A 19,972-nucleotide genomic window follows, 5' to 3' on the forward strand; every position below is an offset into this window, starting at 1 on the left:
TCCCGATTCAGACATAGACCGAAAACGGTCTTCCGGAAGGTGCTCTGTTTCGAGCTGATGGGCAAGGCTTTTGCGCGGTCTACTCCGCGGTCGCGGGCTGGGCCGCCGCTCCCTGGTCGGCGTCCTGGTCATCTTGCCGCCGCGCCTTGGCCGTCTCGTCCTTGCGCCAGCTGGAGGCGACCGGATACAGCGCCGGCAGCACCAGCAGGGTGAGCAGGGTGGCGGTGATCAGGCCGCCGATCACCACCGTGGCGAGCGGGCGTTGGACCGCGGCACCGGTCGAGGTTGCAATCGCCATCGGCACGAAGCCGATCGAGGCGACGAGGGCGGTCGTCAGCACCGGTCGCAGGCGCTTTTCCGCGGCCTCGCGCGCGGCCTCGGCCGGACTGCGCCCGGCCTCGCGTTCCTGCTCGATATAGCTGATCAGGACGACGCCATCGAGGATGGCGATGCCGAAGGTCGAGATGAAGCCGATGCCGGCGGAGACGCTGAACGGCATGCCGCGCAGAGCCAGGGCCGCGATACCGCCGATGGCCGCCATCGGCACGTTCAGGAAGATCAGCGCCGCCAGCGGCAGGCTGCCGAAATTCAGATAGAGCATCATGAAGATCACGGCCATGACGACAGGCACGACCAGGGCCAGGCGCGCGGTGGCGCTGCGCAGGTTCTTGAACTGTCCGCTCCATTCCACCCGGTAGCCTTCGGGCAAATGCAGCTTCTGCGCGACAGCCTTCTGGGCCGCGGTGGCGAAGCCGTTGGTGGAACGGCCGCGCACGTGGATCTGCACGGCGATGCGGCGCTCCAACTGGTCGCGCTCGATCTGCGAGGGGCCGGTGCTGACCGAGATATCGGCCAGGGTCGACAGCGGCACCGCGCCGCCACCTGGGAGGGCGACCGGGAGCGCGCCGATGGTTGCCGCACTGGTGCGGGCAGCGGGCGCCAGACGCACCACGATCGGGGTTTCCGCCTCGTCGCTGCCATAGACGGTGCCGACCGTGCGGCCACCGACGATCTGCACCATGTCGAGGACGTCGTTTGCGGAGACACCGTAGCGCGCCAGGGCCGCGCGCCTGACCCGCACGGTGAGGTCGGGCAGGCCGCCCTCGTGGTCGGCACGAACATCCGAAGCACCCTTGACGGCATTTACGATCTTGACCGCCTTGCGGGCGAGCGCGCGTAGTTTGGCGAGGTCGTGGCCGTAGATGGTCAGTGCCACCGGCGAGCGCACGCCTTGCAGCAGGTCGTTCATGCGCATCTCGATCGGCTGCGAGAGCTCGAACTGCACCCCCGGGACTGCCGCCTTGACCTTCTTCTCGATGGCGTCGCGAAGCTGTTGCTGGGTGCTGTAGCCGTGCCACTGGCTGCGCGGCTTGAGCATGGCGTAGCTGTCGGTGCTTTGCACGCCCATCGGATCGGTCGGCACCGCGGCACTGCCGGTCTGCGAGACCACCGTTTTCACCTCGGGGAAGCTGCGGATCACCCGCTCGATTTCGGTGACAGTGCGGATCGAGGCGTCGAGATTGATGCCCGGCAGCTTGTTGGAGGTCACCACGATCGCGCCCTCCTGCAGCTTCGGGATGAATTCGCTGCCCAGGCCAAGCGCGAACCAGGCGCTGGCGACGAACAGCCCCGCCGCCAGGCCGAAGGTGAGCCACGGATGCCGCGTCGTGCGGGCCAGCGCCGGGGTGTAGAGGCGCCGTGCCCCACGCACCAGGATGGTGTCCTTGAGCGTCGGGCTGTCCGACAGGAAGGTCGCGGCCAGGGCCGGCAGGATCAGCATCGTCACCAGCAACGCGCTGCCGAGGGCGAGCATCACCGTCAGCGCCATCGGCCGGAACATCTTGCCCTCGATGCTCTGCAAGGTGAGCACCGGGATATAGACCATGGTGATGATCGCGACCGAGAACAGCACCGGGCGCGCCACCTCGGCCGCCGCCGCCGGCACCGCGTCCGCCACCGGCCCGGCGTCCTTCTGGCCCTCCTGCTCCTGTGCGGTCTGCCGGCGCAGCACGTTCTCCACCAGCACCACCGCGCCGTCGACGACCAGGCCGAAATCGATCGCCCCCAGGCTCATCAGGTTGGCCGGAATGCCGAAGGCGCGCATGCCGGCGAACGCCATCATCATCGCCACCGGGATCACCGCCGCCACGATCAGCCCGGCCCGCAGATTGCCCAGGGCGAGCAGCAGGATCACCACGACGAACAGCGCGCCTTCGATCAGGTTATGCGCGATGGTATGGATCGCCCGGTGCACCAGGCCCGCGCGGTTGTAGAAAATTCGGATTTCGACGCCTTTTGGCAGCGTCTTTTGCACGGCCTTGATACCCGCCTCGAGCTTGGGCAGCACGGTGCTGGAGTTCAGCCCGTACTGCATCTCGGCCACGCCCAGCACCGTCTCGCCCTGGCCGTCATGGGTGACCGCGCCCAGCCGCACCTTCGGCGCCATGACCACTCTAGCGACGTCGCCCACCGTTACCGGAATGCCGCCGGGTGCGGTGCGCACCACGATGTTCGCGATATCGGCGCGCGTATCCAGCAGCGCCATGCCGCGCACCACCTGCTGCTCGGCGCCACTCTCGATATAGGCGCCGCCGCGCGCGGTATTGTTGGCCTGGATCGCGGTGAACAGTTGCGGCAGGGTAACGCCTTCGGCGCTCAGCCGGCCGGGGTCCACCCGCACTTCGTAGGTTTGCAGCTCGCCGCCGTAGATGTCGACATTGACGATTCCCGGCACCAGCTTGAGCTTGGGCACCACGTGCCATTCGAGCATCCGATAGAGCTGCATCGGCGTGTAGCCGGGACCGCGCAACTCGAATTCGATGATCTCGCCAAGACCCGTGGTGAGCGGTCCCTCCTGCGGCGCGCCGACACCCGGCGGCATCATCGCCTTGGCCAGCTGCAGCCGCTGATAGATTCGCGCGCGCTCGGTCTCGACGTCGGCGTCGTCCTTGACGGTGACATAGACCGCGGACAGCCCGAAGCGCGACTTCGAGCGTACGTTCTTGAGCTTCGGCAGGCCGACCATCTGCATTTCGATCGGCACGGTGACCAGGCGCTCCACCTCGAGCGGCCCGAGCCCGTTCGCCTCGGTCAGGATCAGCACCTGCTTGGGCGAGATATCCGGCACCGCGTCGATGGCGAGCTCGCGCATGTTCCACAGTCCGGCGGCGACCACGATCAGCGCCAGCACCAGCACCAGCCAGCGACGCGACACGATCGCGGCAAACATCCGTTCCATCTCAGCCGCCGCCTTCCAGCAGGGTTTTCTGCATGACCGCCTTGAGCGCGAAACTGCCCTGGGTGACCACCTTGTCGCCAACCGACAGGCCGTGGCGGACCTCGACCCAATCCTGCCGGCTGACGCCGAGTTCCAGCGTATGGCTGCGGAAACCGTCCTTTCCCTCCGGTGTGAACGCCGTGGGCTTGTCGGCGATCGTCTGTATCGCATCAGGAGGGACAACGAGTCCCTGGTGGCCGGCGCGGTCGAACAATGTCACGTCGACGAACATGCCCGAGTGCAGCACGCCATCGGGATTGGCCAGGTTGATCCTGACCGGCAGCGTACGCGCGGTGCTATCGAGGGCGGCGCCGACGGAGGCCACCGAGCCGGTCCAGCTGCTCGCAGCACCGCCCGCCTGGCCAGACGCGAACTGCACCGCCGCCTTGTCGCCGACCTTCACAACGGCGGCCTGCGCCTCGGGCACCTGGGCGAGAACGACGACGCTGGACAGGTCGGCGACGACGATGGCGCTCTGCGTCATGCCCGGTCCCGCGACCTGACCCGGCGTGACCCCGATTTGCGTGACCTGGCCAGGGATCGGCGAGGTGAGCGTCGCCAGGCCGCCCTTGCCGGAGGCGCCGAGGCGTTGCAGCCGGTCGCGCAGATTGGCGGCGCGGGCGCCTGCCGCGGACTGCCTCGCCTCGGCCTCAGCCAGCAACAGGCGGCGCTGGTCCTGCTGGGCGCGGGCCATTGCGCCGTCACGCACCAGGATCACCGCGCGATGCAGGGCCTCGCGGGCCACGGCGATCTGTGTCCTGGTCTCGCGCTCGCTGGCCTCGGCCTCGGTCAGCAGGCTCTGGTCGGCGGCGATGCTGGTGGATTGCAACGACGCCAGACCCTGGCCCACACGCACCGTCTCGCCGACCTGGACCAGCAGCCGGATCACGCGCGACTCCGCCAACGGGCGCAGGTCGGCGACGCGCGAGGGGTCGAAGATGATCTCGCCCGGGACATGCACCGCGCGAATGATCGGCTGGCGCACCACCGGCTCGGTTTGCAGGCCGATGGTCTTCTGTTGGGCCTCGCTCATACGGACCACGTCCTTTCCGCCGCTTTGCGGAGCACCCGGTCCGGCGGCGGCCAGCAGCATTGCCGCAAGCCCCACGCAGGCGCGCCTCATGGCAGCGTTCCTTCGGCGAGGGCCAGCCGCAACCGTGCGGCCCGGCCGCGGATTTGCGCGCGGTCGCGCGCCAGGGCGGCGTCGGACGCCGCCGCATCCGCCCGCACCAGCTCGATCAGCGGCGTCTCGCCGAGCCGCCAGGCGGTCTCGACCTGGGCGCGGCGGCGCGCAAGCGCCGAGGCCGCGCGCTCGGCGGCACGGGTCGCCCGGTCCGCGGCACCGGCTTCGAGGGCCGCCGCCTGCACCGCGGCGGTCACCGCGCGGCGCACCAGCAGCAGACGCACCGTCGCCCGCGTCACCGCCGCCTCGGCTCTCGCGCGTCTTGGCGCGTTGCGTGCCTCCGAGGCGAACCCCAGCCGGAACACCACGCCGACCCGCGTGTCCCAGGGTGAGCCGGGCTGCTTGTCGTTGGTCACCTGCAGGCCAAGCTCCGGGTCATCGCGATCCTGGATGCGCACCAGCCTGGCGGCCGCCGCGGCCGCGGCTACCGCCCGCTCGGCTGCCATGATCCTGGGGTCGTGCGCCAGCGAGACTTGGCCCGTTGGTGGCGGCGCATCGAGGGTTGGGATGGCCTCGTGCCCGGTGACCTGGGCGAGCGCGACAATAGCGGCGCCAAGGCTGGCCTGTGCCTCTTCAAGAGAGGCGCTTGCGGACGCCGCCTCGGCGTCGGCGGCGAGGCTGTCGCTCTGTGATCCCTCGCCCACCTGGTAGCGTTGCGCGGCACTCCTGGATAGCGCCGTGTAGGTGGACACGCGTTGTGACGCCACGTCGCGCGCCTGGAGTGCGATCCGCGCGTTGGTGGTTAGGGCGAGCACGTCGGCGGCCAGTGCCAGATGCGCTGCCTGCCGCGCAGCACCTATCGAGGCGGCCTCGGCGTTCGCGGCCCGCTGGGTTGCGGTGCCCTCGCCGGGCAACCAGAGCGGGGTGCCGAGTTCGGCCTGCGTTGTCTTGTAGTCATAATTGGAGCCGAACCTGTCGTCGTCATACTGGCCGGTGAGATAGGGGGCGTTTGGGAAAAAGGTGCTGCCCGAGAGGTGGTTCGCGGCCGCCACGTTTTCCTGCGCCTGGAAATCGGCGCGTTGCGGAAGTCGCGCCCAGGCTTGCGCCACGGCCTGATGGAGGCTTTCATCCGCGATCGGCTGTGAGCGCGCGGTGCACGGCGCAACACACGGCGCCACCAGCAGCACGGCGGCGACCGTCGCCGGACACCGATGACCCCGCCGTCCCCATATGCTCATCGCCGGCATCTATGTGCTCCAGGTTGCCGGCGGACCATAGAGCGATCCCTGCGTGGCGGTGCCAACCGTGAGCGCGCATTTATAAAGCTGCTGGTTTTGTGAATAAAGGCTGGCTGCGGCTGGGCATGCAAAGGGGGCGGCTGGGCATGCAGGGGGCGGCTGGGCATGCAGGTGGGTGCTCGGATGGCACTCAGGCTTGCATACCGGCACCCAGCCAAGCTACCTTCAGCAGCTCTAATTGAGAATCATTTGCAAGAGGGTAATGGTGGACGGGCAAACCAGCATGATCGCGCGAAACTGCGAGCGCGCCGTGGTTACCGCCTATCGCGAGCTTCGCGGCATCGGCACAGCCGACATGCGCGCTTTTTACGCCTGCACAACACTCTACAGGATCCACCATCCGGAGGCCTCGCTCGACGAGGCGCGACGGCTGGTGGCCGAGTGGATCGACCATCATGTCGTGCGCAAGGCGACAGGCCCGACCCCCGGCTGCGACTGCGACTAGGGCTGCGACCGAAACAGACCGTCTTGGTCTATTTGTCCTTGTTGCCCATAGTCTCGGCGTAGCCTCTACACTGCGCCTCGCTGCCCGGAGCGGGAGCCACGGACCCATACGGCGGCGCGTTCTTCGCCGCCGGCTTCTGGGGCACTCTCGGCCTCCCGGATTACGATCCGATCATAGCCCCGTTCTTCGCGCCGCTCGATCCAGTTGGTGTTCAGCCGCGAGATCGCGGCGCGTCTCGGGGCGCCGCTGCGGATCATCCGGGGGGGGCAAGCACCTCAACGCCGCGAGCGGAATGACAATGTTTCCTGAACTGGCGGCCGATCTCGAGCCAGTCAGCAAGGTGCGTGATCGCCTGCTGCGGCCCCGCCGCGTAGAACGATTTTGCCAGCTCGGGGAAGGCCTCGACCTCTGACGTCACCATCCTGTCAATCATCAAGCATACAAGGGAGGTGATCAGTTCGACGATTCCGATAGCCTGGAGCCTCGGCAAAGGCGCCTCGCGCGCTTCCCGGAATTGCGTGGCGCTTTTAGGCTGTAAGCGCGGCGCGCGTAGGCGTGTTCAGCTCCAGCCATCCATGCGCCACAGCCTCGGCAACTTATGGCAACGCGCACGAGTTGACCGGACCAGGCCGAACGGTTCGGTCTCTGCGTCATAATCCTTTGGCGCATTCCCACAGGAGCAGGCCATGCCGCAGTTCGACGCGACCATCAAGCACCTCAAGGAGGGCATCAAAAGTATGACCGTAAGTGCTGCGGTCAAGAACATAGAGGGTTGGGAGGCGACGCTGGAAAAGGTCGAGGAACCAGCCGCAAAGACCATCGTCAAGGATTTGGAAAACCTCAAGAAGCATCTGCATGCCAAGGAACTGGACAGTGAGGCGATCCGCAAGCTGGTGATCAAGCTCGGCAAGGAAACGGTCGCCATCGGCAAGAAGACCGACAGCAAAAACGCCAGCAAAATCCAGGCGCTGGGTGAAGCTCTTGGCCACTCTGCCGAAACTGCCGCCGCCTAACCAGATCGTAACCCAGTTGGGTGAGACCCAGGCGAGAGAGGCCGCGCAACACCGGCCTTTCCGCTCTCTCATTGGCAAGCTTCAGCCATGGAGTTCGTGATTGCAGATCGTCGGATTTGAGGAACACCTTGTCGTGCCGGAGTAGGTGGCAGCCTGGTCTCAAGCGGGAGCATCGCTCGAGGGCGGCACGAGTTTGCGGTGGAGAACATCATGCCACGCATCGCAAGAGTTCGGCAGACTGCGGAGACCGTGCAAGCGTGAGCTTAATCTTTGGTTGAAACGGCAAGCCACGACGCCGATCCCAACTTTTCCGACTTCTGGACCGGCACACGCCATCAGTGTGCTCGGGCACCTTGGACCCAGCCAAAGCTGTTCGCGTTGTATGGGTCGGTGCATTAGGCGCGCTCTGCCATCGATACCAGGTCGCGCGGTCCGGCGCCGGTATAGATCTGCCGTGGTCGGCCGATGCGCTGACCGGGCTCCTCGATCATTTCTTTCCACTGGCTGATCCAACCGGCGGTGCGTGCGACCGCGAACAGCACGGTGAACATGCTGGTGGGGATGCCCATCGCCTTGAGGATGATACCGGAATAGAAGTCGACGTTGGGGTAAAGCTTGCGGGAGACGAAATACTCGTCCTCGATGGCGATCCTCTCAAGTTCGACGGCAAGTTCGAGCAGCGGATCGTGCTTGATGCCGAGTTCGCCAAGCACTTCGTGGCAGGTCGCCTGCATGATCTTGGCGCGCGGATCGAAGTTCTTATAGACGCGATGGCCGAAGCCCATCAGCTTCACGCCGCTGCTGCGGTCCTTCACCTTGGCAATGAAATCGGCGATGTGGTCCTTGCTGCCGATCGTGCCCAGCATCTTCAGCACCGCCTCGTTGGCGCCGCCATGCGCCGGCCCCCAGAGCGATGCGATCCCGGCGGCGATGCAGGCGAACGGGTTGGCCCCGGTCGAGCCGGCGAGGCGCACGGTACTGGTCGAGGCGTTCTGTTCGTGGTCGGCGTGCAGGATCAGGATGCGGTCCATTGCCCGCGACAGCACCGGGCTGACCTGGTAGGGCGCGCTCGGCATCGCGAACATCATATGCAGGAAGTTCTCGGCGTAGTTCAGATCGTTGCGCGGGTAGGTGAACGGGAAGCCGTGGGTGTATTTGTAGGTCCAGGCGGCAATGGTCGGCATCTTGGCGATCAGACGCATCGCCGAGAGCTCGCGATGGCCGCGGTCGTTGATGTCAAGGCTGTCGTGGTAGAACGCCGACAGCGCGCCGACGACGCCGCAGATCACCGCCATCGGATGCGCGTTGCGGTTGAAGCCATTATAGAAATGGCGAAGCTGCTCGTGCAGCATCGTGTGGTTGTTGAGCTCGGTGGTGAAGGCCGCGTGCTCGGCCTGGTTCGGCAGTTCGCCGTTGAGCAGCAGATAGGCCACCTCGGGGAAGGTCGCGCGCTCGGCGAGCTGGTCGATCGGGTAGCCGCGATGCAGCAGCACGCCTTCGTCGCCGTCGATATAGGTGATCTTGCTGTCGCAGGCGGCGGTGCCGCCATAGGCCGGATCGTAGGTGAAGATCCCCAGTTCGGCGGGCAGCTTTCGGATGTCGGCCACCGCCGGACCGAGCGTGCCGGTGAGCAGCGGCAGCTTCGTCGATTGGCCGGTGGCGTCTAGGGTGATGGTGGCGGTGGACGTGGCGTTAGAAGGGGCGGTCACGCTCATGAGGGGGTTCCTAATCCAGCCTGGCCGGTGATGGAGATGCTGCGAGGGCGACGGGTCAGTGCAGATTTATGGCGAAGCGCACCCGCTGGCAACGTCAGGGATGCAGCACCTCGCTGAGGCGGGCGCGTGCCGGGCCGAGGTCCGACCAATCGCCCGCGACGTCAAAGACGGCGAGGGCGCAGGTGGCAAATCCCTGGGTCAGTACGGGATTGCGGCCGGCGAGGGCGAGTGCCAGGTCGTGCAGGCCGGGATTATGGCCGATCAGCATGATACGGCGATCGCTGCCATCGCATTCGCGCAGGCTCTCCAGCAGCGATGTCCAGCTGGCGAGATAGAGCGCATCGAGAGCCAGGCAGCGCGGTGTGTTGCCAAGTTCGAGGCGCTCGAAGGTCTCGCGTGTGCGCAGCGAGGTGCTGACCAGGACGAGGTTGGGTACCAGGTCGGGATGCGCGTTTGCGCGAAGCCGCGCGCCGAGGGCGGTGGCGTCGGCGCGGCCGCGTTCGGAGAGCGGGCGGGAATGGTCGACGGCCTCGGACATCCCGGCCTGTGCGGCAACCGCCTTGGCATGGCGCAACAGCAGCAGGCGTCGGTCCCAGGTGCCGGTCACGACCCTGGCTCCGTGCGCGCGACGGCCTCATGGTGGCGGATCACCTCGCGGATGACGAAGGCCAGGAACTTTTCGGCGAAATCCGGGTCCAGCTCGGCGTCGTGCGCCAGCGTCCGCAGCCGCGCTACCTGCCGGGCTTCGCGCGCGAGGTCTGCCGGCGGCATCGCGTGGCGGGCCTTCAGCGCGCCCACCGCCTTGGTGCAGCGAAATCGCTCGGCCAGCATATGGATCAGAGCGGCATCGATGTTGTCAATGCTGCGGCGCAGGGCCGAAAGCTCCCCTGTCGCGTCGGCCTGAGCGTGCTCCGTCGAGGCTGTATTGGCTGACATCCCGGCCGTGGCCCCATGGGTGGGTTTGCCTCGCGGTTGTGCGGGATTGGCAGCCGGGCGACAAGCGTGGAGTTATCCCGCGCATGCAGACCGGTACGAACAGGATGGCAGAAACGGGGTCTGGGGCCGTCGTGCGTCGCACGCCTTCGCGTGACGTGCGTCGCACGCCTTCGCGTGACGGCCCCAGTGTCGGGCCCCATCGCGCTCGCGCGATGGGAACCCGGTCAAGGGCAAAGCCTTGCCTGGCTCTTTCCCTAACCCTGTCTAAAGATCAATCCAGGCCAAATGGCCGCCCTTGCCGGCGCCCGTGTCGGTAAAGATCGCAGTGCCGCCGCCGCGGCCGTGCCGCACCCATGGCCTGCCGTCGGTGCTGCGACGGTCGTGGCCGCAATAGACGGTAAAGCCGCGTGGGATGTGGTCCACCCAGTTCAGCCGGCGTTCTGGATAGCCGTCCTCCTGCATGCGTCCGGTGGTCTCCCCGAACAGCGCCCGTGACAGCAGCGGCGTCACTCGGCCGAGCGGGGCCGGCGGGTCCTGCTCCAGCATGCCGGTGTGAAAGCCGCCATGCACGAAGATGCGGCTTCCCTGCACCAGCCAGGCAGGAGCCCGGCCGATCTCCAGCAGGGCGCGCGCGCGCAGGCCCGAATCGTCGAGCTGGGTCAGTGTGGCCTCCAGCGGCGGATCGGGGCGCATGCGATGGCCGGCCAAGGCGCGGCCAAGCTTGCGGTCATGGTTGCCGACCAGGAACAGGCCGCGCCCCTCGTCGATCAGCCCGAACATCTGTCGCAAGGTCTCGGCGCTGGACGGACCATGGTCGATCAGGTCGCCGAGCTGGATGATGAAGCGCTCGGTGGCGATGGCGTGGGCAAAGGCGCGGGCGTCGCCATGCACGTCGCCGACGACACGCAGCGGGCGGTCCCGCGGCACCTTGACGTGCAGCGCTGGGACGTGCGGCGCTGGCTGTTCGCCATCCATCAGAAAGCGCGGGTCACTCATCAGGTGTGCCGCACCTCGTCGCGGAAGGCCGCGAGCGCGCGGTCGCGGCCTTCCGCGAGCGAGACGATCGGCCGCGGATAGTCGCGGCCGAGTGCGACGCCGGCCTGGGTAAGGGCCGCGGACGGCGCCTCCCAGGGGGCATGCAGATAGCGGTTCGGCAGGCGTGCGAGTTCGGGCACCCAGCGTCGGATGTAGGTGCCCTCAGTGTCGAACTTCTTCGACTGGGTCACCGGGTTGAAGATGCGAAAGAACGGCTGCGCGTCGGTGCCGCAGCCCGCGACCCACTGCCAGCTCGCACTGTTGGTGGCGAGATCGCCATCGACCAGCGTGTCCCAGAACCAGTCCTCGCCCTCCTGCCAGGGCAGCAGCAGATGCTTGCACAGCAGCGAGGCGGTGATCATCCGCACCCGGTTATGCATCCAGCCGACCTGCCAGAGTTGGCGCATGCCGGCATCGACGATCGGCAGGCCGGTGCGGCCCTGCTGCCAGGCACGCAAGGCCTTGGGGTCGCGGCGCCAGGGCAGGTTCGTGAACGCCTCGCGCAGCGGCTGCTCGGGCAAGGTGGGATGGTTGGCCAGCAGATAGGCCGCGAACTCGTGCCAGAGCAGTTCGCCCTGGAAGGTCCCAAGCCCGGCGGCGGACGACGCCTTGCGCGCCGCGTGCCAGACCTGCACCGCTGAGATTTCGCCCCAGCGCAGATGCGGCGACAGCATCGAGGTGCCGTCCTCGTCGCCGGGGATGTCGCGGCTGTCGCCGTAGCCATCGAGGTGATGGCCGAGAAAGCGCGCGAGGCGGGCCTGGGCCGCGGCCTCGCCGGGTTGCCAGGTCGCGCGCAGGCCAGCAGCCCAATCCGGCCGGGTCGGCAGCAGCCCCCAATCGTCGAGCGCCTCGTTGGCCCAATCGCCTAGCGGCGCGTCGATATGCTTCGGCGCCGGCAACGGCGGCTCCGGGTCGGGCAGGGCCCGGCAGGTGCGGGCGAATGGCGTATAGACGCCATAGACGCCGCCTTGCTGGGTGCGGATCTCGTCGAGATCGAACAGGGTGGCGACCCGGTGGTGCAGCAGGGCGATCCCGTGCTCGCGCAGCTGTTCCGCGACTTTGTTATCGAGTTCCCGCAGCCAGGGCTCGTGGGTCGCGCCGCAATGCACCTGGTCAGCCCCGGCGGCGCGCGCGAGTTCGGGGATGATGGCGGCGGCGTCGCCGCGTCGCAGCACCAGGGTGCCGCCGGCCTTGGCGATCGCCTCGCTTAGCGCACGCAGGCTGTGATGCAGCCACCAGAGGCCGGCGCCGCCCGGCTGCCAGCGACCGGCGGCGGCGGCGTCATGCACGTAGACCGCGAGCACCCGCTCGGCGCCCGCGCATGCGGCACTCAGCGGGCGATTATCGGCCAGACGCAGATCGTTCCTGAACCAGACGAGCGCCGTCCTGGCCTTTGCCCGCTTCGTCATCGTGTCGTCGGACCCCCTGCTCATGCGTCGCGGACCTGTAACATCCGGGGTCGGCCGGGGTTCTCACCTGCTGGCGCCGGGCCGAGGGCGAAGCGGAACAGCCGCCCGTCACCGAGCAGGAAGGCGCTGCCGCCGCCCGGAAACAAGCGCGCGATCGCAGGATTGCTCACATCCAGGCCGCCGGTATAGGCGCCGAACGCCGGCAGCATCAGCCTGCGATGGGAGGCGACGAAGCAGGGCCGGCTGACGGTGCCGCCGCGGGTCGCGATCCGCGCCTTGGGATGATGGTGGCCGCATAGCTCGGCCAGCTCCGTCGCCACGACGGCCTCATGCCTGAGGCGCAGCGGCCCCAGCGTGAAGCTGTGGCATGGCTCGCCCGGCAGCCCCGCCGGTGCCTCCGGGTCGTGGTTGCCGCGGATCCAGACCAGTCTGGCGCGCGCGGCGATCCCGCGCAGCGTCGCCGCATCGGCCGCATTCAGGCGGCGGATGGCGTCGCGGTCATGGAAGCTGTCGCCGAGGGCGACGACGATTTCCGGTCGCCAATCCTCGATGCAGGCGACCAGCCGGCGCAGCGTGATCGCGCTGTCCCAGGGCGGCACCAGACCGCCGTCGCGGGCCATCGCACTGCCCTTCTCCAGATGCAGGTCGGCCACCGCCAGCAGCCGTGCCGCCGGCCAGTACAGCACGCCGCGCGGATCGAGCAGCAGGCGCTCGCCGGCGACAGAGATGGCGGACGCGATCACGCGCGCAGCACCAGGCGCTCGGGGTCAACACCGATCGCATCGGCGACCAGCGCCTCGGTCTCCGCCAGCAACTGATCCTCGGAGAGCCCGTCGCGCACCGATTCGCGGCCGATATCAAGCATCACCGGCACCGCCAGCGGCGACACCCGCGCCAGCCGCATCACCCGCACCCGTCCCGCTACGCGGGAGAGCAGGGCCGCCAGCCGGTCGACGTCGGTGAGGCCGCCACCCGCCTCCAGGCGTGTCGCGCGCAGCAGTACATGGTCGGGCTGGTGGCGGCGCAGCACGTCGTAGAGCAGGTCGGTGTTGATCGTAACTTGCCGGCGCGTCGCGGTCTCGCCCGGACGCTGGCGCGGGGTCAGGCCTGACACCACCGCGATGTTGCGAAAGGTCCGCCGCAGCATCGAGCTCTCCGCCATCCAGGCTTCCAGATCGTCGCCCAGCATGTCTTCGTCGAACAAAGCGGCGATGTCCACCGGCGGCGCCTCGCCGCACCAGATGGCGATCGCATAATCGGTGGCGACGAAGCCGAGCGGCATCGAGCGCGCCCGCGCCAGCCTGCGGGTGAGCAGCATGCCCAGCGTCTGATGCGCGTTGCGGCCCTCGAAACAGTACGCGATCAGGAACCAGCGGCCCTGGCGCGGGAAGATCTCAACCAGCAGGTCGTCGGGGCCGGGCAGCGCCGAGCGGTCCTGCTGCAGGGCCAGCCACTCGCGCACCGGCTCGGGATACGACGCCCAGGTCGCGGGGTCGTGCAGCATCGCCCGGACGCGGGCGGCGAGCCCCGCGGTCAGCGGGTTGCGGGCGCCGGCATAGGCCGGGACCAGCGGGTCGCCGGCGGCGCCTTCGGCCACCTCGACATTGGTCTCGCGCAGACGCAGGAAGCGCAGCTTGCGTCCGGCGAAGAGGAAGGCGTCGCCCTCGCGCAGGTGGCTCGCGAAGGACTCCTCGATCTCGCCGAGGTTCAGGCCGCGCGGGCCGCCCAGCCGCACCTTGAGCAGCGGCGCCTCGACGATGGTGCCGACATTCATGCGCGCCTGCCGGGCGACCCGTTCGCCGCTGATATGCACCCGGCTCTCGGAGTCGGTGAACAGCTTATGGTGACGCTCATAGGCGGCGAGCGCGTAGCCGCCAGTGGCGACGAAGCCGAGCACGTCGTCGAAATCGTGTCGGCTGAGCCCGGCGTAAGGCTGCGCCGTGCGCACCTCGTCGAACAGCGCATCGGGCATGAACGGCGCGCTCGCGGCCATCAGCAACACATGCTGGGCCAGCACGTCGAGGCCGCCGGGCAGGGCTGCCTCGCCGTCGAGTTCCATCGCCGCGGCGCCGGCGATCGCCGCCTGGCATTCGAGCACCTCGAAGCGGTTGGCCGGCACCAGCACCGCGCTGCTGCTCTCGTCCATGCGGTGGTTGGCGCGCCCGACGCGCTGCAGCAGGCGCGAGACGCCCTTGGGCGCGCCGACCTGGATCACCTGGTCGATGCCGCCCCAATCGATGCCGAGATCGAGCGAGGAGGTGGCGATCACCGCGCGCAAGGCCCCCGGCGCGCCTTTGCCGAGGCTCATCGCCGCCTCCACCCGCCGTCGCTGGTTGATGTCGAGCGAGCCGTGATGGAGTGCGATCGGCAGGGTCTCGTCATTGAGCCGCCAGATCGCCTGGAACAGCAGCTCGGCCTGCGCACGGGTGTTGACGAAGACGATGGTCATGCCCGCCTCGCGAACCCGCGCCAGGATCGCCGACGCCCCCGCCAGCCCCATCCGCCCGGACCACGGCACCCGCTCCTCGGGCAGCAGTAGCCTGATATCGGGAGCGGCACCCAACGGCGCCTCGATCAGCGACGCCGGCGCGTGCCGCCCGACATAGGCGCGCAACCGGTCGATATCGGCGACCGTCGCCGACAGCCCGATCCGGCTGGCACCGGACGCGAGCACCGCGAGCCGCGCCAGGCACAGCGCCAACTGGTCGCCACGTTTGGTCCCGGCGAGCGCATGCGCCTCGTCGATGACGATATAAGCAAGACCCGCGAAGAACGCCGGAGCATCGCCACGCGAAAGCAGCAAGGCGAGGCTCTCCGGCGTGGTCAACAGGATCTGTGGCGGCCGTTCGCGCTGCCGCGCGCGACGATCGGCGGGGGTATCGCCGGTGCGTGTCTCGATCCGGATCGGCAGCGCCATTTCGGAGACGGGTGCCGTAAGGTTGCGCGCGATGTCTGTAGCAAGCGCCTTCAGCGGACTGACATAGAGCGTGTGCAGGCCATCCGTGCCGCCATCCGCGAGAGCAATCAGGCTGGGCAGGAAGCCGGCCAGTGTCTTGCCGCCACCGGTCGGCGCGATCAGCAACACATCCCGGCCATCCCGCGCAAGCGCGAGCACATCGAGTTGGTGCACGCGCGGGGTCCAGCCGCGTTGTGCAAACCAGGCGTCAAAGCGGCGCGGCAAGGCGGTGTTCATCGTCTGTTCAGATAGGCCGGCAGGCTATATCCGCAAAGCCCCTGCCGATCGCAGCGTCAGCCGCCGTTCCGTTGTAAGCGGCTGAAGCCGGGTCAACTAGAATCTGTCCGTGACACCGAAGCGGAAGGATCGGCCAAGGATGCCGGCCGCGGCCCAGGAGGGGTTGTAGAGGTAGCTGCCATAGGTTCCGGTGTCGAAGGGCGGACGCGCATCGGCGACGTTGTAGACGTTGGTGTAGAGGTGAAGGCCGGGGGTGACGGCGTAGTTGAAGGTCAGGTCCACGTCCCAGAAGCTGTTGACACCGCAGCGCATAGGCGCGCCGGTAAAGCCGACGAGCGCGTTGGCGCAGTCGCCGGCGGTGTTGGGACCGGTGATGTCCTCGGCGGTCGTGCGGTAGCCGCTGGTGTAGTAGGTGGCGACGCCTACGGTCAGCCTGTTGTAGATGAAGGTGTTGAGCCAGCTCGCGCGCCAGCGTGGTGTGCCGGACGCGGAGGTGACATTGTATGGCCCCAGCGTGCCTGCGTATCGCTCGGTGCCGACGCCGGGATAGGTAATGTTGTAGCGGTCGATATAGGTCGCGGTGCCGCTGCTGATCCAGGTGATGTCGCTCAACCTGCCGGGCAGTTGGGCGCGGGTGGAGAGCTGCAGATCAAAGCCGTCGGTCACCAGGCTCGCCGCATTGATGTAGGTGACGTCGACGGTTCCGGCACGCGGCATGGCATCGGGATGGTCGGGATCGGTGACGTCCGGCAGCACGCCGGGCGGGTTCAGGCCCGCATAGTAAGCCGCGAGCGGCGCGCTGGAGTCCGAGGTGACGACGTAGTCGTTCTTTTTGATGTAGTAAGAATCAGCGGACAAACTGATCCAGGGCTTCGGCTGCACGATCACGCCGCCGGTGAAGTTGTCGCTATGCTCCGGCTTCAGGTTCGGATTGCCGACAGTGCGAAGCGCGAACGACGGTGCCGTCGCATAGGCGTCCGGCGTGCCGGCACTGGTCTCGTGCATGGCCAGGAAGGATGCCGGAAGCGGCGGCGAGGACACATAACCGTAGTTCAGGCCGCCGGTCTCGGCGAAGCTCGGCACGCGAAAGCCTTTGGAGTAGGTGCCGCGCAGGGTCAGAAGCGGGATCGGTTTGAAGATCACACCGACCTTTGGTGCAAAATTGTCAAATCCTTCGGAATAGTTGTCGTAGCGTCCGGACACATCGGCGGTGAACTGCTTGACGAACGGGATGCCAAGCTCAAAGAACGTCGATCCGACCTTGCGGCTGCCGGCGGCGCTGAACGGATTGATGGTGCGCAGATATTGCGCGTTCGGGTTCAACGGGTCATCGGGTGTGGCGCTCGGATCGTTGAGCGACTCGTAGCGGGCCTGACCGCCGACACCGAGCGTGGTCATGCCGCCGGGCAGTTCAAAGAGGCCTTTCGAAAGTATCACGTCGAGCGCGAATTCCTGTGAGGTGGCCTGGATTACGTTGGTCGGCGCGACGGCGCTGCGCACGGCCTGACTGTTCTGCGACGGATCGACAAAGTTGTACGACCCGGTGCTGACCGCGTTCAGAATGCCCTGGAAGGTTGGCACGTTGGTGATGGTGCGGCGCAGACTGTCGACCATGCCGACGACATCGACGTTATAGTGCCAGTCGCCGCCCCATGACGATCCGATCGACCCGTTGACGCCGCTGGAGCCGCGGAAGGTCTGGTTGTAGTCCGTCTCCTGCGGGATGAGGTCGCCGAAGCGGTAGTAGATGCGTGCCGGAAAGCCTTGCGCCGCGAACGGGTCGTTCGGGTTGAGCTGGCCGTTGGCCAAACGGACCGGCAGCGTGATGTTGGCAAGACTGACGTCGCCGGACGAGCTGTGGTTCGTAATGTAATCGGGACGGTGAGGGAAATAAACCTGGTTTTGCGAGTAGGTGAACATCGCATAGGCCTGGGCGTCGGCACTCAGATTGGCCGTCCCCTTCAGCGTGGAGCTGATGCGCCGGTCGCTTGGCTGGATGATGTAATAGTCGCCGATCAGGTTCTGCTCGCAGACCGTGCCGGTGCGCGCAACGACGTGGGTGGCGAGACCATCACAGCCGAGCTGCGGATTGATCGGCTGGATCAGCCCCTGCGACGTGAGGGCGCCGCCGGCACCGATGGTCACCGGCCGCACCAGGGCGACACGCACACCGCTTGAGCTGAGACCGGCAAAGCTGCCGTCCCCGTTGAGGCCGTTCGGATTGCCGTTGCTGCCGTTGAGGCTGGAAAGATTTTCCGTGTTGTAGGGAAAGCCGCGGTCGCTGTTCCTGATCAGGTCGTCCTGCTGGTACTCGCCGTTGAGCCAGATGTTGAAATTATCCCGGTCCAGGTCACCGTAGCCATAGGTCGCATACAGCCGCTGGTGGCCGCCGTCGCCGCGCTGCGTCAGGCCGCCTTCGGCACCGCCCTCGAAGCCTTCGATCTGCTTGCGGGTAATGATGTTCACCACACCGGCCACCGCGTCCGCGCCGTAGGTCGCCGAACCGCCATCCTGCTGCACGTCGATCGACTGTATGATCGATTGCGGAATGCTGTTGGTATCGACGAAGCTGCGCTCGCCATCGTCGGACAGCGGGTAGTACGCCGCGCGCTGTCCGTCGATCAGCACCAGGGTGGAATCCGTGGTCAACCCGCGCAGCGACACACCCGAGGCGCCGCTGGCGAAAGCGCCATTGCCGCTGAAGTTCGCCGGCAGGTTGCCAGCACCATTCGCGGTGACTGTCTGTAGCGCCTGCGCCACCGTGGAAATGCCGCGCCGCTTGAGGTCGGTCGCCGTCAGGGTCGTCACCGGGTTGGCGCCGGACAGGTTCGGGTTGCGCAGGATCGAGCCGGTGACCATGACGTTTTCTGATGTGTTCTGCACTGGTGCCGCGGTGGTGCCGGGACTCTGGATCGCCGTGGCCGCGGCGGCATTGTTCTGGGGCGCGCCGGATGGCGCTGCCGGAACGCTGCCAGATTGCGCCACGCGTGTTGCAATGAGGGGCGTTGAAGTGGTCTGGCCTGTCGGGAAGGCACGCGCGATCTTATGGGGCTTGGCGGGCACTTTCGTATTGAGCTGCTTGTGAGTGGTCGTCTGCGCCGAAGTCTGTGCAGCGGCAGGTGTCATTGTGCCGAGTGCCAGGCACCAGACGGCGAGGGCCGTGGAGGACAGGCAATAATGCCGATATCGGGACGTTGATCTCATATCGGTGCTGTTCCGCTTGCATCGTGGCTGGGATGACGTGGGCTCGTTACCGCGTTGTCACGCTACGGTTCGATGAGTCGGAGGAACAAGCCTAAATTTTGGCCATTTTGCCGGACTATGGGCGTCGTGGTACTTTGGTTACAAGAGAGATGGTGGTAAAGTCATCCGTTGCCAGGTTGCTTGTTATGCATGTGCCATGTCTATGTGCAAAACGTTGCTTATTTTTCGGGCAGCAAGAGAGCTGCGACTTGGCGGCGAAGACCGGCCGTAACTGTTCATTTGCTCTTCAGATCCTTGGATTGGTCATCCGCCCAGAAAGGCATTTTTTCGGCCGCGGCTGCACGCAGACGACGATCGCCGCTTCAAAGGCTGCAACGCGTTCGACAGGGCGTCTCTTGGACAAGGCAAGTCTCTGATCGCCTGCCGCGCGGTGGCTTAGAGTCCGACTCTGAACTCATGTGCAACGAGCCGTTCTCCGGATAAGTAGCATGGCTGACGCGGCGTAGAGGAAGCTGGTCGCCGAAGCAATGGTAGCCTCAAAGTCCTTTGCCAAGCGCCGATTTCGGTTGAGCCAAGCGAAGCACCGCTCGACGACCCAACGGCGTGGATGGACGGCGAAGCCGATCTGGCCTGCGGGCTTGCGGACGATCTCAATGGCAATGGAGGTGGCATCGGCCACCCGTTCGGCGGCGTAGGCGGAATCAGCAAAGGCGCGCTCTACGAAGGGGAAGCGGCGACGGGAGGCCTTCAGCAACGGGACCGCTCCGTCGCGATCCTGGACCGACGCGGGATGAACTTGCAGCATCAACGGCCTGCCATCGGTGTCCACCATCGCGTGCCGCTTTCGGCCGAGCACCTTCTTCCCGGCGTCGTAGCCGCGCGGACCACCGGCCTCTGTGGTCTTGACACTCTGGCTGTCGATGACGGCGGCGCTGGGACTGGCCTCACGCCCGGCCCGTTCGCGGTCAAACATGACCAACTGATGCGTGACCGCCTCCCATACGCGGGCGCGCCGCCACACCGCAAACCAGCCATAGACCGTCTGTCGAGGCGGAAAACAGGGCGGCAGCATCCGCCACGAGATACCGCCGCGCAGGACGTAGAAGATGGCGTTGACGATCTCGCGCATCGGCCATTCGGGCGGTCTTCCAACCGGCGAAGGTGGGGGCAGAAGCGGCTCCAGGACAGCCCATTCGGCGTCCGTCATGTCACTGGTAAAGCGGAGCCTGTCGCGCATATGCTGCGCGCGGGTGGTTGCGTTCCACATGAGGCGTTCATCCAACTCGGTCTCGACAACCTGTTGGAAGCACATTCTCGCGTAACC

Annotated in this window: 15 protein-coding genes; 2 read left to right on the top strand and 13 right to left on the bottom strand. The window is 66.9% G+C overall.

Translation table 11 applies throughout. From position 1 onward, the window contains the following. Nucleotides 1–79 precede the first annotated feature (79 nt). The 3 genes from ACQY4K_RS17700 to ACQY4K_RS17710 are packed head-to-tail and all read right to left on the bottom strand — an operon-like array spanning nt 80 to nt 5,647. Nucleotides 80–3,238 carry an efflux RND transporter permease subunit gene (locus ACQY4K_RS17700; RefSeq protein WP_428391511.1) on the bottom strand — a complete coding sequence of 1,053 codons (3,159 nt, stop codon included), beginning with the start codon at nt 3,236–3,238 and terminating at the stop codon, nt 80–82. A 1-nt stretch (nt 3,239) separates the two neighbouring features. After that, entirely contained in the window at nt 3,240–4,400 is a 1,161-nt protein-coding gene (locus tag ACQY4K_RS17705; protein ID WP_428391512.1) for an efflux RND transporter periplasmic adaptor subunit, read from the bottom strand. Beyond that, nucleotides 4,397–5,647, bottom strand: a complete 1,251-nt coding sequence (locus ACQY4K_RS17710; protein ID WP_428391513.1) for a TolC family protein — start codon at nt 5,645–5,647, stop codon at nt 4,397–4,399. Before ACQY4K_RS17710 ends, ACQY4K_RS17705 begins: the two co-directional genes overlap by 4 nt. A 253-nt stretch (nt 5,648–5,900) precedes the next feature. Here ACQY4K_RS17710 and ACQY4K_RS17715 point away from each other — a divergent pair, with 253 nt between their 5' ends. After that, nucleotides 5,901–6,143: a hypothetical protein gene (locus tag ACQY4K_RS17715; RefSeq protein ID WP_428391514.1), complete on the top strand. Its 243-nt coding sequence runs from the start codon at nt 5,901–5,903 to the stop codon at nt 6,141–6,143. Between the two features lie 253 nt (nt 6,144–6,396). Here the strand turns inward: ACQY4K_RS17715 and ACQY4K_RS17720 are convergent, their stop codons facing one another. Next, on the bottom strand, nt 6,397–6,633 hold the full coding sequence (locus tag ACQY4K_RS17720; protein ID WP_428391515.1) for a TetR/AcrR family transcriptional regulator C-terminal domain-containing protein: 237 nt from the start codon (nt 6,631–6,633) through the stop codon (nt 6,397–6,399). A 196-nt stretch (nt 6,634–6,829) separates the two neighbouring features. Here ACQY4K_RS17720 and ACQY4K_RS17725 point away from each other — a divergent pair, with 196 nt between their 5' ends. Next, a complete protein-coding gene (locus ACQY4K_RS17725; RefSeq protein ID WP_428391516.1) occupies nt 6,830–7,156 on the top strand; it encodes a hypothetical protein in 327 nt (108 codons plus the stop codon). A 395-nt stretch (nt 7,157–7,551) separates the two neighbouring features. On the opposite strand, the gene ACQY4K_RS17730 is transcribed toward ACQY4K_RS17725, so the two are convergent. From ACQY4K_RS17730 to ACQY4K_RS17770, 9 genes are all read right to left on the bottom strand, one after another. After that, nucleotides 7,552–8,871 (bottom strand): citrate synthase, encoded by a 1,320-nt coding sequence (locus tag ACQY4K_RS17730; RefSeq protein ID WP_428391517.1) that lies wholly within the window; start codon nt 8,869–8,871, stop codon nt 7,552–7,554. A gap of 94 nt (nt 8,872–8,965) precedes the next feature. Further along, complete coding sequence (locus tag ACQY4K_RS17735) at nt 8,966–9,478, bottom strand: SixA phosphatase family protein (protein ID WP_428391518.1); 513 nt, start codon at nt 9,476–9,478, stop codon at nt 8,966–8,968. Further along, nucleotides 9,475–9,807, bottom strand: coding sequence for a chorismate mutase (locus ACQY4K_RS17740; RefSeq protein ID WP_428391519.1), 333 nt, complete (start codon nt 9,805–9,807; stop codon nt 9,475–9,477). Before ACQY4K_RS17740 ends, ACQY4K_RS17735 begins: the two co-directional genes overlap by 4 nt. Before the next feature lie 264 nt (nt 9,808–10,071). Then, the gene (locus ACQY4K_RS17745) at nt 10,072–10,782 is read right to left on the bottom strand and encodes a metallophosphoesterase (RefSeq protein WP_428396206.1); all 711 of its coding nucleotides are present in this window, start codon (nt 10,780–10,782) and stop codon (nt 10,072–10,074) included. A 20-nt stretch (nt 10,783–10,802) separates the two neighbouring features. Further along, nucleotides 10,803–12,275 (bottom strand): cryptochrome/photolyase family protein, encoded by a 1,473-nt coding sequence (locus ACQY4K_RS17750; RefSeq protein WP_428391520.1) that lies wholly within the window; start codon nt 12,273–12,275, stop codon nt 10,803–10,805. Next, nucleotides 12,272–12,994 (bottom strand): ligase-associated DNA damage response endonuclease PdeM, encoded by a 723-nt coding sequence (gene pdeM, locus ACQY4K_RS17755; protein ID WP_428391521.1) that lies wholly within the window; start codon nt 12,992–12,994, stop codon nt 12,272–12,274. Before pdeM ends, ACQY4K_RS17750 begins: the two co-directional genes overlap by 4 nt. Beyond that, a complete protein-coding gene (locus ACQY4K_RS17760; protein WP_428391522.1) occupies nt 12,991–15,444 on the bottom strand; it encodes a ligase-associated DNA damage response DEXH box helicase in 2,454 nt (817 codons plus the stop codon). Before ACQY4K_RS17760 ends, pdeM begins: the two co-directional genes overlap by 4 nt. Before the next feature lie 96 nt (nt 15,445–15,540). Beyond that, nucleotides 15,541–18,429, bottom strand: a complete 2,889-nt coding sequence (locus ACQY4K_RS17765; RefSeq protein WP_428391523.1) for a TonB-dependent receptor domain-containing protein — start codon at nt 18,427–18,429, stop codon at nt 15,541–15,543. Between the two features lie 673 nt (nt 18,430–19,102). Continuing rightward, on the bottom strand, nt 19,103–19,915 hold the full coding sequence (locus ACQY4K_RS17770; protein WP_428395994.1) for an IS5 family transposase: 813 nt from the start codon (nt 19,913–19,915) through the stop codon (nt 19,103–19,105). Nucleotides 19,916–19,972 lie beyond the last annotated feature (57 nt).

Origin of the sequence: Lichenicoccus sp., from assembly GCF_965276875.1 — a bacterium.
In the GTDB taxonomy this organism is placed as follows: domain Bacteria; phylum Pseudomonadota; class Alphaproteobacteria; order Acetobacterales; family Acetobacteraceae; genus Lichenicoccus.

Excerpts from the sequence above, each read along its gene's own strand:
- ACQY4K_RS17700 (WP_428391511.1), bottom strand. The coding sequence starts at position 3,238 with ATGGAACGGATGTTTGCCGCGATCGTGTCGCGTCGCTGGCTGGTGCTG.
- ACQY4K_RS17705 (WP_428391512.1), bottom strand. The coding sequence starts at position 4,400 with ATGAGGCGCGCCTGCGTGGGGCTTGCGGCAATGCTGCTGGCCGCCGCC.
- ACQY4K_RS17710 (WP_428391513.1), bottom strand. The coding sequence starts at position 5,647 with ATGCCGGCGATGAGCATATGGGGACGGCGGGGTCATCGGTGTCCGGCG.
- ACQY4K_RS17715 (WP_428391514.1), top strand. The coding sequence starts at position 5,901 with ATGGTGGACGGGCAAACCAGCATGATCGCGCGAAACTGCGAGCGCGCC.
- ACQY4K_RS17725 (WP_428391516.1), top strand. The coding sequence starts at position 6,830 with ATGCCGCAGTTCGACGCGACCATCAAGCACCTCAAGGAGGGCATCAAA.
- ACQY4K_RS17730 (WP_428391517.1), bottom strand. The coding sequence starts at position 8,871 with ATGAGCGTGACCGCCCCTTCTAACGCCACGTCCACCGCCACCATCACC.
- ACQY4K_RS17740 (WP_428391519.1), bottom strand. The coding sequence starts at position 9,807 with ATGTCAGCCAATACAGCCTCGACGGAGCACGCTCAGGCCGACGCGACA.
- ACQY4K_RS17745 (WP_428396206.1), bottom strand. The coding sequence starts at position 10,782 with ATGGATGGCGAACAGCCAGCGCCGCACGTCCCAGCGCTGCACGTCAAG.
- ACQY4K_RS17750 (WP_428391520.1), bottom strand. The coding sequence starts at position 12,275 with ATGAGCAGGGGGTCCGACGACACGATGACGAAGCGGGCAAAGGCCAGG.
- ACQY4K_RS17760 (WP_428391522.1), bottom strand. The coding sequence starts at position 15,444 with ATGAACACCGCCTTGCCGCGCCGCTTTGACGCCTGGTTTGCACAACGC.
- ACQY4K_RS17770 (WP_428395994.1), bottom strand. The coding sequence starts at position 19,915 with ATGTGGAACGCAACCACCCGCGCGCAGCATATGCGCGACAGGCTCCGC.